The organism is Kitasatospora sp. NPDC029312 (assembly GCF_055569215.1).
Genome location: NZ_JBVHXY010000030.1, coordinates 83,213 through 97,921, shown reverse-complemented (window position 1 = coordinate 97,921; position 14,709 = coordinate 83,213). Strand labels below are relative to the sequence as shown.

13 protein-coding genes are annotated in these 14,709 nt (G+C 73.6%); 8 read left to right on the top strand and 5 right to left on the bottom strand.

Features of this window, described 5'->3' with window-relative positions; all coding sequences use genetic code 11:
- Positions 1-272 precede the first annotated feature (272 nt).
- A complete protein-coding gene (locus tag ACZ4WV_RS23875) occupies positions 273-719 on the bottom strand; it encodes an anthrone oxygenase family protein (RefSeq protein WP_465749898.1) in 447 nt (148 codons plus the stop codon).
- Between the two features lie 90 nt (positions 720-809).
- On the opposite strand from ACZ4WV_RS23875, the gene ACZ4WV_RS23870 reads away from it, so the two are divergent.
- Entirely contained in the window at positions 810-1,388 is a 579-nt protein-coding gene (locus tag ACZ4WV_RS23870) for a TetR/AcrR family transcriptional regulator (RefSeq protein ID WP_465749896.1), read from the top strand.
- A gap of 169 nt (positions 1,389-1,557) precedes the next feature.
- Here ACZ4WV_RS23870 and hrpB read toward each other — a convergent pair whose 3' ends face one another.
- Entirely contained in the window at positions 1,558-4,068 is a 2,511-nt protein-coding gene (hrpB, locus tag ACZ4WV_RS23865; protein WP_465749894.1) for an ATP-dependent helicase HrpB, read from the bottom strand.
- A gap of 5 nt (positions 4,069-4,073) precedes the next feature.
- Positions 4,074-4,967, bottom strand: coding sequence for a class I SAM-dependent methyltransferase (locus ACZ4WV_RS23860; protein WP_465749892.1), 894 nt, complete (start codon positions 4,965-4,967; stop codon positions 4,074-4,076).
- 413 nt (positions 4,968-5,380) lie between these two features.
- Between ACZ4WV_RS23860 and rpsA the strand changes: the two genes are divergently transcribed.
- Positions 5,381-6,871, top strand: a complete 1,491-nt coding sequence (gene rpsA / locus ACZ4WV_RS23855) for a 30S ribosomal protein S1 (RefSeq protein ID WP_350748100.1) — start codon at positions 5,381-5,383, stop codon at positions 6,869-6,871.
- Between the two features lie 296 nt (positions 6,872-7,167).
- Complete coding sequence (locus ACZ4WV_RS23850) at positions 7,168-9,462, top strand: MMPL family transporter (protein ID WP_465749890.1); 2,295 nt, start codon at positions 7,168-7,170, stop codon at positions 9,460-9,462.
- A gap of 15 nt (positions 9,463-9,477) precedes the next feature.
- Here the strand turns inward: ACZ4WV_RS23850 and ACZ4WV_RS23845 are convergent, their stop codons facing one another.
- Positions 9,478-9,909 carry a MarR family winged helix-turn-helix transcriptional regulator gene (locus ACZ4WV_RS23845; RefSeq protein WP_465749888.1) on the bottom strand — a complete coding sequence of 144 codons (432 nt, stop codon included), beginning with the start codon at positions 9,907-9,909 and terminating at the stop codon, positions 9,478-9,480.
- 62 nt (positions 9,910-9,971) lie between these two features.
- Here ACZ4WV_RS23845 and ACZ4WV_RS23840 point away from each other — a divergent pair, with 62 nt between their 5' ends.
- The 3 genes from ACZ4WV_RS23840 (at position 9,972) to ACZ4WV_RS23830 (ending at position 11,965) form a co-directional block, all read left to right on the top strand.
- Positions 9,972-10,625, top strand: a complete 654-nt coding sequence (locus tag ACZ4WV_RS23840; protein WP_465749886.1) for an MBL fold metallo-hydrolase — start codon at positions 9,972-9,974, stop codon at positions 10,623-10,625.
- A gap of 106 nt (positions 10,626-10,731) precedes the next feature.
- The gene (coaE, locus tag ACZ4WV_RS23835) at positions 10,732-11,331 is read left to right on the top strand and encodes a dephospho-CoA kinase (protein ID WP_465749884.1); all 600 of its coding nucleotides are present in this window, start codon (positions 10,732-10,734) and stop codon (positions 11,329-11,331) included.
- 94 nt (positions 11,332-11,425) lie between these two features.
- Positions 11,426-11,965 carry a GNAT family N-acetyltransferase gene (locus ACZ4WV_RS23830; RefSeq protein WP_465749882.1) on the top strand — a complete coding sequence of 180 codons (540 nt, stop codon included), beginning with the start codon at positions 11,426-11,428 and terminating at the stop codon, positions 11,963-11,965.
- Positions 11,966-11,972: 7 nt separating this feature from the next.
- Here ACZ4WV_RS23830 and ACZ4WV_RS23825 read toward each other — a convergent pair whose 3' ends face one another.
- Positions 11,973-12,725 carry a CTP synthase C-terminal region-related (seleno)protein gene (locus tag ACZ4WV_RS23825; protein WP_465749880.1) on the bottom strand — a complete coding sequence of 251 codons (753 nt, stop codon included), beginning with the start codon at positions 12,723-12,725 and terminating at the stop codon, positions 11,973-11,975.
- A gap of 70 nt (positions 12,726-12,795) precedes the next feature.
- On the opposite strand from ACZ4WV_RS23825, the gene ACZ4WV_RS23820 reads away from it, so the two are divergent.
- Together ACZ4WV_RS23820 and ACZ4WV_RS23815 are read left to right on the top strand one after the other, a co-directional pair.
- On the top strand, positions 12,796-13,695 hold the full coding sequence (locus ACZ4WV_RS23820; protein ID WP_465749878.1) for a LysR family transcriptional regulator: 900 nt from the start codon (positions 12,796-12,798) through the stop codon (positions 13,693-13,695).
- Positions 13,696-13,872: 177 nt separating this feature from the next.
- Positions 13,873-14,430 (top strand): hypothetical protein, encoded by a 558-nt coding sequence (locus tag ACZ4WV_RS23815; RefSeq protein WP_465749876.1) that lies wholly within the window; start codon positions 13,873-13,875, stop codon positions 14,428-14,430.
- Positions 14,431-14,709: the final 279 nt, after the last annotated feature.

Below are 14,709 nucleotides of genomic sequence, written 5' to 3'. Positions count from 1 at the left end.
CCTCTCCCCCCCCAAAAACCCCCCCCCCCCCCCCCCCACCCCCCCCCCCCCACCCCCCCCCCCCCCCTTCCCCCCCCCCCCCCCCCCCCCCCCCCCCCCCCCCCCCTCTTCTTCCCCCCCCCCCCCCCCCCCCCCCTCCCCCCCCCCCCCCGCTACGATCTGCCGGTCCGTCGCGCAACCGGCGCCCACTGACGCAGGGACGGGATGCGGGACGGCGGGATGCGGGACGGTGGCGCAGGCGCTCGACGAGTGCCGTCGCGGCCGACTTCGGCTCAGGTGAGGGCGGCGGCCAGCAGGGCGAAGGCGGCGATGATGACGGCGACGCGGACGTAGTGGTAGCGGTCCCAGCGGTTGGCCTGCTCCTTCCAGTCGGCGGGCCGGTTCTCGGGGGTCCACGTCTTGCTCCGGTTGTTGATCGGGACGAGCAGCAGGACGGACATGAGCACGCTGACGATCAGCAGCGCGGCCGCCGTGAGGACGAGACCGGTGCCGTGCTGGTGCCATCCGGTGACTGCCCAGAGCGCCGCGAGGACGAGCGAGCCGATGTACCAGAACGGCATCACGGCGCCGAGCATCCGGCTCCCGTGAGCGCGGCCGAGTTGGTCACTGTCCTCGGGTAGTGCGCTGAAGATCCGGTTCATGACGAAGGCGACGGAGAACTCCACCCCCACCATCACTCCGACGACCACGACGGTGACGACCTTGAGTGCGCCGAGCATGATGACCCCTCTGAGAACTAGCGCCGCTAGATGATGAGGCAACGCTAGTACTGCTGCCGCTTGGTTGTCTAGCGGTGCTAGGATCCAGTCATGTCGGTACAGGAACGAAAGCAGCGCGAACGGGCGAACCGCGAACGCCTCATCGTGGCGACGGCCCGCGAACTCGCCGAGCAGGAGGGCTGGGACGCGGTCACCACCCGCCGGCTCGCCGAGCGCATCGAATACAGCCAGCCCGTCCTCTACAGCCATTTCCGCGGCAAGCGCGAGATCATCGGCGCCGTCGCCCTCGACGGCGCCGGCGAGATGGCCGCGGCGCTGCGGTCCGCGACCTCGGCCGCGGACGGCCCGCGCGAGCGGGTCACCGCTCTCGCCCGCGCCTACCTCGACTTCGCCGCACGCAACCCGGCGGTCTACGACGCCCTCTTCCAGCTCGACGGCGGCCTGGCCTTCGCGCACGAGGACACCCCCGAGCCGCTGAAGGACGCCTTCGCCGCCCTGCTGGAAAGCCTCGGCGAGGTCGCCGGGGACGGCGTCGACCCGGGAGTGTTCACCGAGCTGTTCTGGGCGTCCCTGCACGGACTGGCCACCCTGACCCGGGCGGGACGGCTGCCAAGGGAGTTCGCCGAGCGGAGGGTGGAGCTGCTGGTCGACCGGCTCGCCGTACTCTGACCCACCGCCCCGGCGGGCAGACCGCGGGGGCGGTGTCTGGTGCTGCACGGGAAGTCGGCCGGGCCGACTTCCCATGCAGCACGCGGCACCGATCCGCGCCCCGGTGACCTCTCTCATCAGGGGTACCTGCTGGCCGCCGAACAGGCACCCCACCGGGTTGTACTTGCTGCTACTTCCGGGCGTTGAGGCGGCGGGTCGGCTCGGCCGTCGTCGGGTCTTCCGGCCAGGGGTGGCGGGGGTAGCGGCCTCTGAGATCCGCTCGGACGGCGTGGTAGCCGTTGCGCCAGAAGCTCTCCAGGTCGGCGGTGACGGCGGCGGGGCGGCCGGCGGGGGAGAGGAGGTGGATGGTGACGGGGACGCGGCCGGCGGCCAGGGTGGGGGTGGTCGTCCAGCCGAAGAGTTCCTGCAACTTCACCGCTAGCACTGGGCGTTCGGTGGTGTAGTCGACTCGTATCTTCGAGCCGCTGGGGACGGTGATGCGCTCCGGGGCGAGTTCGTCCAGGCGGCCCGCCTCGCCGGTGGTCCACGGGAGTAGGCGCTGCAGAGCGGCTGTCGTGTCGATCCTCGCGAGGTCGGCGCGGCGGCGGGCGCGGGAGAGTTCGGGTTCCAGCCATTCGTCGGCGCGCTGAAGCAGTGCCTCGTCGCTGACGTCCGGCCACGGGTCTCCGATGGCGGTGTGGAGGAAGGCGAGACGTTCGCGGAGACCGGAGGTGAATGTCAGCAGGGTGCTGACGCCCTCGCGGGTGAGGCCCTCCAGCAGGGCGGCGCGCACGAGTGCCCGGTCGGGGCGGTCGAGGGGCTGCTCGGCGAGTTCGATCGCGCCGAGGGACTCGACGCGGCGAGCGACGACCTCCCCCCGCCGGGTGTCCCAGTGGACCTCCTCACGACCGGTGAGCAGTGCCGCGCCGGCTCGGCGGGCGGTGTCCTCGTCCAGCGCGGCGGCGTGCAGCACTCGCGCCGAGTGCGCCCCCGCCGGCCGGTCGGCGACCGCGACGGCGAGCCACGGCAGCGCGCCGAGCGTGGTGCCGGGCGCGAGTTCGGCGGCCGTACCCGAGGCCATCAGGTACGGGCTGCGCTCGCCGGGGGCGGGCCGCTCGACCCGCGCGCGGGCGATGCGTTCCGGGAAGGCGAGGGCGACGACGAGTCCGACGGCGGTGGCGTCGGGCAACGGGGTCGAAGGTTCGTCGGAGGTGGCACGCTGCAACCGGCGGACCTCGTCGCGCCAGCGGCCCGCGTAAGGGTCCCGGGAATCCTTCACCGCCCGCCACACCGCCCCGAGGTCGTCCCCGAGCGCGCGCGGTGGTTCTTCGGAGAGCAGGGCGACGACTTCGGCGGCCCGCCGCGCACCGACCGCCGTCGCGCCGTCGAGCAGCGCACGGCCCAGCCGGGGGTGCAGCCCGGTGCGGGCCAGGCGCGCCCCGCGCGCGGTGGCCCGCCCGTCCGGGGAGACCGCGCCGAGGGCCTGGAGGGTCTGCCGGGCGGCGGCCATCGCTCCCGCCGGGGGCCGGTCGGGCAGGGCGAGGCCGGTGGCGTCCGGGTCGCCCCAGCAGGCGGCCTGGAGGGCGAACCCGGTGAGGTCGGCGAGGGCGATCTCGGGGGTGGGGAAGCGGGCGGCGCGGGCGTCCTCGGCTTCGTGCCAGCAGCGGTAGACAGTGCCCGGGGCCTCGCGCCCGGCGCGGCCGGCGCGCTGGCGGGCGGCGGCGAGCGAGGCGCGGACGGTGACGAGTCCGGCCAGGCCGCGGGCGTGGTCGGTGCGGGGTTCGCGGGCGAGTCCGGCGTCGACCACGACGCGCACGCCGGGGACGGTGAGCGAGGACTCGGCGACGGCGGTGGCGAGTACCACGCGTCGCTGCGGGGCTGGGCTGAGCGCGGCGTCCTGGACGGCCTGCGGCGCGCGGCCGTGCAGCTGGAGCACCTCGGCGCCCGCCCCGCCGAGCAGGCCCGCCACGCGGGCGATCTCCCCGACGCCGGGCAGGAAGCAGAGCACGTCCCCGTCCCGCTCGCCCAAGGCCTGCCGGATGACGGCCGCGACGTGGTCCAGCAGCGCCGGGTCGACCCGGGTGCCGTGGGCGGGCCGGACGGTGCGCGGCGGCGGTGCCCAGACCACCTCCACCGGGTGGGAGACCCCGTGCGCCTCCACCACGGGTGCGCCGCCGAGGAGTTCGGCCCAGGCGGCGGTGTCGGAGGTGGCCGAGGCGCAGACCAGCCGGAGTTCGGGTCGCAGTGCCGCCCGGACGTCCAGCAGGAAGGCGAGCGCGGTGTCGGCGTCGAGGTGGCGTTCGTGGCACTCGTCGAGGACGGCCACGTCCACTCCGGGCAGCTCCTGGTCGCGCTGGAGCCGTTGCAGCAGCACCCCGGTGGTGACCACCTCGACCACCGTCCGCGGGCCGACGCGGCGTTCGCCGCGCACCGTGTAGCCGACCCGGCCGCCGACGGTCTCGCCGAGCAGCCAGGCCATCCGCCGGGCCGCGGCCCGTACGGCGAGCCGGCGCGGCTCGGCGACCAGCACCCGGAGCGTCGGCCGGCCGTCGCCGAGCAGCCCGGCGAGGGCGAGCGGCACCAGCGTCGTCTTGCCGGTGCCGGGCGGCGCGGCGAGGACGGCGGTGCCGTGCCCGTCCAGCGCGCGGTGCAGGTCGGGCAGGGCGGTGCGGACGGGCAGGTCGCGCCAGGCGGGGTTCAAGCGGCTCAGCCCCGCTCCGCCACGAAGATCGCCGTGCCGGGGATCAGCCGCCCGCGCAGCGGGGACCAGCCGCCCCACTCCTGCTCCAGGTCGGCCGGCCACTCGGGCTCGACCAGGTCGGTCAGGCGGAAGCCGGCGCCGACGAGTTCGCGGACCCGGTCGCCCAGGGTGCGGTGGTGTTCGACGTAGGTGGCGCGGCCCTGCTCGTCCTGCTCGACGTACGGGGTGCGGTCGAAGTACGAGGAGACGGCGGTGAGGCCCTCGACGCCGGGTTCGTCGGGGAAGGCCCAGCGGATGGGGTGGGTCACCGAGAACACCCAGCGGCCGCCGGGCCGCAGCACCCGGTGCACCTCGCGCATCAGCCCGGCGGTGTCGGCGCTGAAGGGGACGGCGCCGTAGGCGGAGCAGGCGAGGTCGAAGGAGCCGTCGGCGAAGGGTAGGACGGCGGCGTCGGCCTGGACGACCGGCACGGGGGTGGTGCCGCGGCCGAGGTCGATCCGGCGGGAGTGCTGGAGCTGGCGGTGGGAGATGTCGAGCGCGACGGGGCGGGCGCCGCGGGCGGCCAGCCAGCGGGAGCACTGGGCGGCGCCGGCGCCGATCTCCAGGACGTCCTTGCCCGCGACCTCGCCGAGCAGCCGGGCGTCGGCCTCGTCCAGGCCTTCGGGGCACCAGGTGAAGCGGTCGTCGCCGAGGAACTCGCCGTGCTCGTCCTGGTACTCGTCGGCGTTGCGGTCCCACCAGTGGCGGCTGGCGCGGCTGCTCTCCCCGGTGCCGGCCGCACGGCGCACCGCGCCGTCGCCGTCCTCCTCCTCGACCTCGGTGAGGTCGCCCTCCGGGGCGGCGGTGTCAAGATCGTGGAGGTCGGAGTGGGGGGTGGTGGCCACGGTGACAATGCCCATCGCGTAGGGTATGGAATGCGGAAGCGCCGCTGCCGCGAACCGGCCCGTCAGGGTCCGGCTCCTGGCGGTGGCATCCGGGGAAGGGTCCCTTCGGGCGCCGCCGCGAGGCGCGCAACCGGAGGATATGGCCTGATCCGTACTGGGCTCCACCGTCTTGCCGTTCTCGGCATTGACCGTGCCTGGCCGTCCCCGTATGCTACAAGTTGCGCTGCGGGCCTGCGCGCCTCGGACGGAGCAGGTCGCGCTCGCATCTGTCGAAGACCCCACGGTCGCAAGACGGACGCCGGTTCTCGTTGGACGACGGGATCCCGGTGCGCCGTGCTCTTGGCTGTCCGGCTTTCGGTGGGAGCGATACGGGCCCTCCGCGTGGCATTACCTACGACTTTCATGTCCGTACCGGAGCCCTTTTCCTAATGACGAGCCCCACCGACTCCTCCCTCAGCACCACCCCGCAGGTCGCGGTCAACGACATCGGCGACGCGGACGCGTTCCTCGCCGCGATCGACGAGACCATCAAGTACTTCAACGATGGCGACATCGTCGAGGGCGTCATCGTGAAGGTCGACCGTGACGAGGTGCTCCTCGACATCGGTTACAAGACCGAGGGCGTCATCCCCTCCCGTGAGCTCTCGATCAAGCACGACGTTGACCCGCACGAGGTCGTCTCCGTCGGTGACAACATCGAGGCCCTGGTTCTCCAGAAGGAGGACAAGGAGGGTCGTCTCATCCTGTCCAAGAAGCGCGCTCAGTACGAGCGTGCCTGGGGCACGATCGAGAAGATCAAGGAAGAGGACGGCATCGTCACCGGTACCGTCATCGAGGTCGTCAAGGGTGGTCTCATCCTCGACATCGGCCTCCGTGGCTTCCTCCCCGCGTCGCTCGTCGAGATGCGTCGTGTCCGCGACCTCCAGCCCTACGTGGGCAAGGAGCTCGAGGCCAAGATCATCGAGCTGGACAAGAACCGCAACAACGTGGTCCTGTCCCGCCGTGCCTGGCTGGAGCAGACCCAGAGCGAGGTCCGCCAGACCTTCCTCACCACCCTGCAGAAGGGTCAGGTGCGCTCCGGCGTCGTCTCCTCGATCGTCAACTTCGGTGCCTTCGTGGACCTGGGTGGCGTCGACGGCCTGGTGCACGTCTCCGAGCTGTCCTGGAAGCACATCGACCACCCGTCCGAGGTCGTCGAGGTCGGCCAGGAGGTCACCGTCGAGGTCCTCGACGTGGACATGGACCGCGAGCGCGTCTCCCTGTCGCTGAAGGCGACCCAGGAGGACCCGTGGCAGCAGTTCGCCCGGACCCACCAGATCGGCCAGGTCGTCCCGGGTAAGGTCACCAAGCTGGTTCCGTTCGGTGCGTTCGTCCGCGTGGACGAGGGCATCGAGGGTCTGGTCCACATCTCCGAGCTGGCCGAGCGCCACGTCGAGATCCCGGAGCAGGTCGTCCAGGTCGGCGACGAGATCTTCGTCAAGGTCATCGACATCGACCTCGAGCGTCGTCGCATCAGCCTCTCGCTGAAGCAGGCCAACGAGGCGCTGGGTGCCAACCCGGCCGAGGTCGAGTTCGACCCGACCCTGTACGGCATGGCCGCTTCGTACGACGACCAGGGCAACTACATCTACCCGGAGGGCTTCGACCCCGAGGCGAACGACTGGCTGCCCGGCTTCGAGAAGCAGCGTGAGGAGTGGGAGCGCCAGTACGCCGAGGCGCAGGCCCGCTTCGAGCAGCACCAGGCCCAGGTCATCAAGAGCCGCGAGGCCGACGCCGAGGCCGCTGCCGAGGGTGGCGACGCCGTCGCCGCTGCCGCTGGTGGCTCGTACTCGTCCAGCAGCGACGAGGGCTCGGGCGCCCTGGCCTCCGACGAGGCCCTGGCCGCCCTGCGCGAGAAGCTGGCCGGTGGCCAGAGCTGAGGCTCTCGTCCCCCGCTAGCTGACAGCTAGGCAACGGGCCCCACCCGGATCTTCCGGGTGGGGCCCGTTGGCGTTCCCCCGTTCCCGGACCCGTTCGGGCCGCTCTTCCGCCTTCCGGTGCCGTCCGGGCCGTTCTTCCGCGCGTCCTTCCACGCCCGTTCACCGAGTCTTCGTTTTCCGCTTTGACTTATGTGTGGTTTATGTGTAGGGAAATGTGAGATGGGGCTCATTGCCCTGCTATAGGCCGGAGTTCGGGATGCACCTACATTGAGTGAAGCTGCCCGAAAGGCTCCTTCATGCGCAATCCCTCCTCGGCCGCCCCCGTCGGTGCGGTCGGCGGCCGCCTCGCCGCGATCGGCCGGTTCTGCTTCCGCCACCGCCGCTGGGTGCTCGGCTTCTGGGCCGCCGTCCTGGTGGTCGGGGTCCTGATCGGCGGCCGGGTCTTCGAGGGCTCCGTGGCCGGCGCCTCCTCCGCCACCGCCGAAGGGGACCGGGGCAGCGCCGTCGTCGCGGCGGCCGATCCGGTCAAGGGCACGGTGACCGCCGTGGTGGACGGCAAGCCGGTCGACGACCCGGCCGTGCGGGCCGCTGTCGGGAAGGCGGTCGCCGAGATCGCCGCGCTGCCCGGCGTCTCCTCCGCGCAGGACGCCTACGGCCCCGGGCCGGCTCCGGCCGCGCTGCGCGCCGCCGACGGGACGGCGAGCCTGGTCACCGTACGGATGGCCGCCACCTCGACCAGCGCCCAGACCGACGCCGTCACCCACCGGCTGGCCGGACTGAACGGCGCGGGCGGCGCGCACGTCACCGTCGGCGGGGACCTGGTCCTCCAGCAGGAGGTCAAGAAGCAGACCGAGCAGGACACCCGCTTCGGCGAGATGGTGACCCTGCCGCTGACCCTGGTCGTCATGGTGCTGGTCTTCGGCGGCCTGGCCGCCGCCTCGCTCCCGGTGATCGGGGCCGTCGCCTCGGTGGGCGGGGCGCTGCTGGCCATGTTCGGGTTCAGCCGGATCATGGACATCGACACCAGCGTGCTGCCGATCGCCACCGTCCTGGGCCTCGGCCTCTCGATCGACTACGCGCTGCTGATGGTGAACCGCTTCCGCGAGGAACGCGGCCACGGCGCGGGCATCGCCGCCGCCGTCGAACGCACCGCCGCCACCGCCGGGCGCACCGTCGCGTTCTCCGGACTGACCGTCGCCGTGGCGCTGTCCGGCCTCTTCGTGTTCACCAGCCCGGTGCTCGGCGCGGTCGCCGCGGCCGGGGTGAGCGTGGTGGTGATCGCGGTCGCCGCCGCGCTGACACTGATCCCGGCGCTGCTGGGGTTCGCCGGCTCCCGGATCAAGGCGCCCGCCGCGCCCGTGCCGGACGAGGGCTTCTTCAGCAGGACCGTCCGCCGGGTGCGCAAGCGGGCCGTACCGGTCGCGCTCGCCGTGGTGGCGCTGCTGATGGCGGCCGGGGCGCCCTTCTTCCACGCCCAGATGCGCAGCTCCGGCGCCGCCGTGCTGCCCACCTCCTCGGCCGGGCGGCAGGTCGCCGAGACCGTCGACCAGCGGTTCCCGCAGCTCGCGGTCGCGCCGATCACGGTGGTGGTCGAGGGGGGCGCGCCGGTCGCCCAGGCGTACGCGGACGAGGTCGTCGCCAAGCTGCCCGGGGTGAGCGGGGTGCGGGCGGTGACCCCGGTGTCCGACAAGGTGTCCACCGTGGACGTGCTGGTGCACGGCGACCCGCAGGGTGACACGGCCAAGCACGTGGTGGACGAGCTCCGGGCCGACCGGGGCGGGCTGAGGACCTATGTGACCGGCGGCGCGGCCTCGGTGGTGGACTTCAAGGGCGAGCTGCTGTCGCGTGGGCCGTGGGCGCTGGGCCTGGTCGCGGTCGGAACGCTGGTGCTGCTGTTCCTGATGACCGGCTCGGTGGTGATGCCGGTCAAGGCGCTGCTGATGAACCTGCTGTCGCTGGGCGCCTCGCTCGGCGCGCTGACCCTGATCTTCCAGGACGGCTGGTTCAGCGGTCTGCTCGGTTTCAGCCCGACCGGGGGGCTGGAGACCTTCCTGCCGGTGCTGGTCTTCGCCTTCGCCTTCGGGCTGTCGATGGACTACGAGGTGTTCCTGCTCGCCCGGATCAAGGAGCTGCACCAGCGCGGGTACGGCTGTGCCCGGGCGGTGGAGCTGGGGGTCCAGCGCAGCGGTCGGATCATCACCTCGGCGGCGCTGCTGATGGTGATCGTCTTCGCGGGCTTCGCGGCCGGGGACATGCTGATGGTCAAGCAGATGGGCATCGCACTGGCGGTCGCGGTCGCGGTGGACGCCACGCTGGTGCGCTGCCTGCTGGTGCCCGCCGCGATGAGCCTGTTCGGGGAGTTCAACTGGTGGGCGCCGGCGCCGCTGAAGCGGCTGCACCGGCGCTTCGGGCTGAGCGAGCACGTCGAGCTGCCCTCGCTGGCGCGGGCGGCCGTTCCGTTGCCGCGGGCGGCGGCGGAGGCTTCCATCGGGGAGCCGGCGGAGGCGGGGGCTCCGATCGGGGAGCCGGCAGGTGCGCCCGTCGGTGAGCCGGCAGCGGCGGCGGCGGGAACGGGCCTGGTCAAGGTCTAGCCGCCGGCTCCGGGTTCAGGAAAGGCGGCTCAGCAGGCTGACGGCGGCGCGGAGCTGGTCCCGTTCCGTGGAGGTGAGGCGGGACTCGATGGCCGTCGCGATGTGGTGCTCGCGGCGGGCGCGCTGGTCGAGGAGGGCGGTGCGGCCCGCGTCGGTCGCGGTGATCAGCTGCTTGCGGCCGTCGGTGGGGTGGGGCTGCTGGGAGACCAGCCCGGCCTCGGTCATCAGGGCGACGGTGCGGGCCATCGACTGGTGGCGGACGCGGCGGCGCTCGGCGAGTTCGGCGACGGTGTAGGAGCGTTCGTCGCGGACCAGCAGGCCGAGGACGGCGGCCTGGTTCTGCGGCAGTTCGTCGCTGTCACGCAGGGAGCGGACCAGGCTGCCGAGGGCGGTGCGCAGGTCGGCGGCGAGTTCCAGGGTGTCCGGGTGCGGTGCTTCGCGGGGCATGGGAGCAGTCTATCCGGAATTCATGCAGCTAAACTGTACAGCTCTGCTGTATGGTTTCGGGTATGCGAATCACGAAGTTCGGACACGCCTGCGTACGCATCGAGCACGGCACCACCACCGTCGTCGTCGACCCGGGGGCCTTCACCGACCCCGCCGCGCTGGCCGGGGCGGACGCCGTCCTGATCACCCACGAGCACATGGACCACTTCGAGGAGTCCCGGCTGCGCGCCGCGCTGGAGGCGGACCCGGCGCTGCGGGTGTGGACCAACGGCGCCGTGGCCGCCCAGCTGGAGGGCGCCGGCCCGCGGGTCACGGCGGTCGGCGAGGGCGACGCCTTCGACATCGCCGGGCTCGGCGTCTCGGTGCACGGCGAGTGGCACGCGCGGATCCACCCGGACATCCCGCTGGTGAAGAACATCGGCTTCCTCTTCGACGGCCGGCTCTTCCACCCCGGTGACGCCTTCACCGTGCCGCCGCACACCGTGGACACCCTGCTGCTGCCGCTCGCGGCGCCGTGGAGCAAGGCCGCCGAGGTGGTCGACTACGTCCGGGAGGCGGGGCCGCGGGTGGCCGTGCCGGTCCACGAGGCGACGCTCAGCCCGATCGGGCAGATGGTGGCAACCCGGCTGCTCGGGCCGGACGGGCCGGGCACCGGCGCGGGGCTGACCGTGCTCGGCGAGGGCGAGAGCCTGGTCCTGGACGCGGTCCTGGACTGACGGCGGGGCGGCGGGCCGGGCTGACGGCTCCGAGCCGGCGGGCGTGGGCGGCGGGCGGCGGCCCCGGGGGCTGACGGGCCGGAGCGCCCACCGGTAGCCTGACGCCATGCTGAAGATCGGACTGACGGGTGGCATCGGCGCGGGCAAGAGCGAGGTGTCCCGGCTGTTCGCCGCGCGCGGCGCGGTGATCGTGGACTCCGACCTGATCGCCCGCGAGGTGGTCGCCCCCGGGACGGACGGCCTGGCGGCCGTGGTCGCCGAGTTCGGTCCCGAAGTGCTGCGCGAGGACGGCACGCTGGACCGTCCGGCCCTCGGGGCGATCGTGTTCGGCGACCAGAAGCGGCTCCAGGCGCTGAACGCGATCGTCCACCCGCTGGTGCGGGCCCGCTCCGCCGAACTCGAGGCGGCGGCCGCGCCGGACGCGGTGGTGGTGCACGACGTACCGCTGCTGGCCGAGAACGGACTGGCGCCGCTGTTCGACCTCGTCGTCGTGGTGGACGCGGCGGACGAGGTCCGGCTCGAGCGGCTGGTGCGGCTGCGCGGCATGGCCGAGGAGGAGGCCCGGGCCCGGATGGCCGCGCAGGCCACCCGGGAGGACCGGCTGGCGATCGCGGACCTGGTGATCGACAACGGCGGTGCGCTGGAGGCGCTTTCGGCGCGCGTCGACGAGGTGTGGGCGGAGCTGGTGAAGCGCGCCGCGGCGTAGCGCCGTACGGCCGGGCGTGCGCCGAGCGCCGTGATCGAACAGGTGGCCGGGAAGGGACTGGATCAGGCGCCCCCTGGGAAGGGAGCATGGGGTGATGGATGATCGTTTTTCTTCCGAACCGCCGACCGTGATCCGGCTCGAGCAGTACTCCCGTGCCGAGCAGGAGGAGATCCTCGGCCCCGGCGAGGACCCGTACGGCGTCGCCTACACCGGGCTGACGTTCCTTCCGAAGGACACCCACTTCGGCATCCGGGCCGCCGACGGCCGGCTCGTCGCCCACACCGGACTGCTGCCGCTGCCGCTCACCGTCGGCGGCGTCGACCTGACGGCGATCGGCGTCGGCGGCGTGTGCGTCGCCCCCGAGCGGCGCGGCGGCGGCCTGGCCCAGGCCGTGGTCAGGGCCGCCCTCGACCACGGGCGCTCGCTCGGCTTCCGGTACGCGCTGCTGTTCTGCCGCCCGCCGCTGGCCGCGTTCTACCGTCGGCTCGGCTTCCGGGAGGTGGCCGAGGAGGTGACCGTCGAACAGCCGCAGGGGCGGCTCGCGGTGATGCCGCTGCGCACCATGTGGCGGCCGCTGGCCGAGGGTGCCGGCTGGCCGGAGGGGCCGGTGCGGCTGCGCTCGCTGCCGATGTGAGCGGCGCTCAGGCGGTTGTGGTGGCAGGACGCGGGCTCCTGTCCCCGGCGCCACCCGCCGCGTGGACCACGGCGGCCGCCGCCAGGGCGCGGATCATCGGATGGGGCCGGGTGCCGTCACCGGACAGCTCGGGCTGGAACAGCGTGGCGAGGAAGAACGGGTGCTCCGGCAGCTCCAGCACCCGGACGTCGCCGGAGTCGTCCGCACCGCTGAAGCGCAGCCCGTGGGCGCGCAACCGGTCCAGATACTGGGAGTTGAGGCCGTAGGAGCAGTGGTAGCGCTCCTGGGTGCGGGTGGCGCCCAGGGCGCGCTCGGCCAGGGTGCCGGGGGTGACCGAGACGGCGCCCTCGTGGCCGACCAGCGAGCAGCTGAGCGGGGCGATCACCTGCCGGCGCCCCTCGGGGTGCTCCTCGGCATGGACGGCGTCGGTGATGCCGCAGACGGTGCGGGCGTACTCCAGTACGGCGTGCTGGAACCCGCCGCAGGTGCCGAGGAAGGGGATGCCGCCTTCGCGGGCGGTCCGTACGGCGGCCAGGGCGCCGGCCTCACTGCGGTACGGGCTGCCGGGCAGCAGCCAGACGGCGTCGAAGCCGTCGAGCGCGCCCGGCGCCCCGGCGTCCTCGGTGGGGATCCAGTAGGCGTCCAGGACGAGCTGGTCGTGGTCGGCGAGGGCGTCGAGCAGCCCGGGGATGCGGGCGTGCGAGCGGACGGCGGGGGAGCGGTCGCCGACGAGGGCGATCCGCGGGGTGAAGTAGGTCATGCGGCTATCCTGGCCCGGCACGCGAGATCAGCGCCAACAATGATCTCTTAACCATCGATCAGATCGGTTGATGACCGCCGTGGATCCGCAGCAGCTGCGCACCTTCGTGACCGTCGCCCGTCTCGCCTCCTTCTCCGAGGCGGCCCGCGAGCTCGGCTACACCCAGTCCGCGGTCTCCCAGCAGATCGCCTCGCTGGAGGCGGACCTCGGCACGGCGCTGCTGGTCCGCCGCCCGGTCGGCCCGACCGCCGCCGGGCGGCGGCTGCTGGAGCACGCCGCTCCGCTGTTGGTCCGGCTGGAGGCGGCGCGCGCCGATGTCGCGCGCCTGGCCGGTGCCTCCAGTGCCCGGCTGGTGCTCGGCGCCACCCCGCTGGCGGTCGGGGCGGAACTGGGGCGCGCGCTCGGCGAGGTGCGCCGGGCGTACCCGAGGACGGAACCGGTTCTCCGGGTGCTCGCCCAGGACGTGCTGCCCGCCCGGGTCGCCACCGGCGAGGTCGACCTCGCGCTGATCGACGGCCTGGCCGCACCGAGCGACCCGCTGCCGCTGCCCGAGGTCGGCCCGCTGACCACCGTCGCGGTGGACGAGCGGCCGGTCGCGGTCGCCCTGCCGGACGGGCACCCGCTGGCCGGCCGTACCGGCGTCGCGCTCGCCGACCTGTCGGCCGCGCGCTGGCTGGACGCCGCCGACCTCGCCCCCACGACGGCCCGGCTGCGCGCGGCCACCGGCACGGACGGTTTCCGGCCCGCCACCCGCTACCGGGGCACCGACCTGCACGGGCTGCTCGCCCTGGTCGCCACCGGCCACGGCCTGACCCTGCTGCCCGAGGCGGTGGCGGCCGCCGCACCCGGCGTCGCCTGGGCGCGGATCGCCGCGCCCCGGCTGGTGCACCGCGTCGAACTGGTGCACGGCAGCCTGCCGGAGGGGCCGGCGGCGCTGCTGGCGCGGCTGCTGGCGGGCGGCGCTTCCTGAAGCACCGCCCGGCTGTGCGATCGCCGTACGTCGACGCGGATGTGAAGACCGTTCCTGGTGAAGTGACGCCCGGACACCAGTCGTTCACGTCCTGGGTCTGCCGCCCGTGGCGCGCACGGTGCTGTCATGGGCACAGTCGCCCGGCGATCGGCCGGGCCGGCCCAGGAGAGCACCCCCATGATGCTCCGTCAGCGCCTCACCGTCGTCGCCGCAGCCGCCGTCCTCGCCGCCGCCGGGCTCGCCACCGGCACCGCGCAGGCCGCCGCTCCGGCGAACGGCACGTCGGTCAAGTCCATCACGCTCGCCGCGAGCTGCTCGCAGGCGTACCTGCCGCTGCCCGACCCGTCCTGCACGCCAGGCGCGTACAACCCGGCCGTCACCCAGGCCACCATCGGCTCGACCATCTGCGTCTCCGGCTGGACCGCCACCGTGCGCCCGCCGACCAGCTACACCAACCCGCTGAAGGCGCAGCAGATCGTGCAGTACGGCTACGCGGACACCAACCCGTCGGACTACGAGGAGGACCACCTCGTCCCCCTGGAACTCGGCGGCGCGCCGCGCGACCCGCGCAACCTGTGGCCCGAGCCCCGGTACGGCGACCAGCCGGCGCAGAGCAAGGACTTGGTCGAGACCCGGCTCAAGAACGCGGTCTGCGGCCGGAGAGTGACCCTGGCGGCCGCCCGCAGCGCCATCGCGAGCGACTGGACCACGGCGCTCAGCCGCCTGGGGCTCTGACCTCGGGGCCTGAGAATGCCGCCGGGTCCGTCCGGTCCCCTGTGCCGGACGGACCCGGCGGCCGCCTGTGGGTGTTACCGCCGCGCGGCGGCCGTCACCGGCGCCCGCCGCGGCCGGGGAAAGGCCTCGCCCAGCGGGACGCCACGCAACCGCCCCGCCGGCCGGTCGGCCCGTCGCTGCGGCCTCGCGGCATGGCTGTCCCTTCCCCGTTCATGCTGCCGTCAGGGCCCGCGGGGCTGCAACAACCGCTGATCTGACCGTCAGTCAGATCAACCGCCG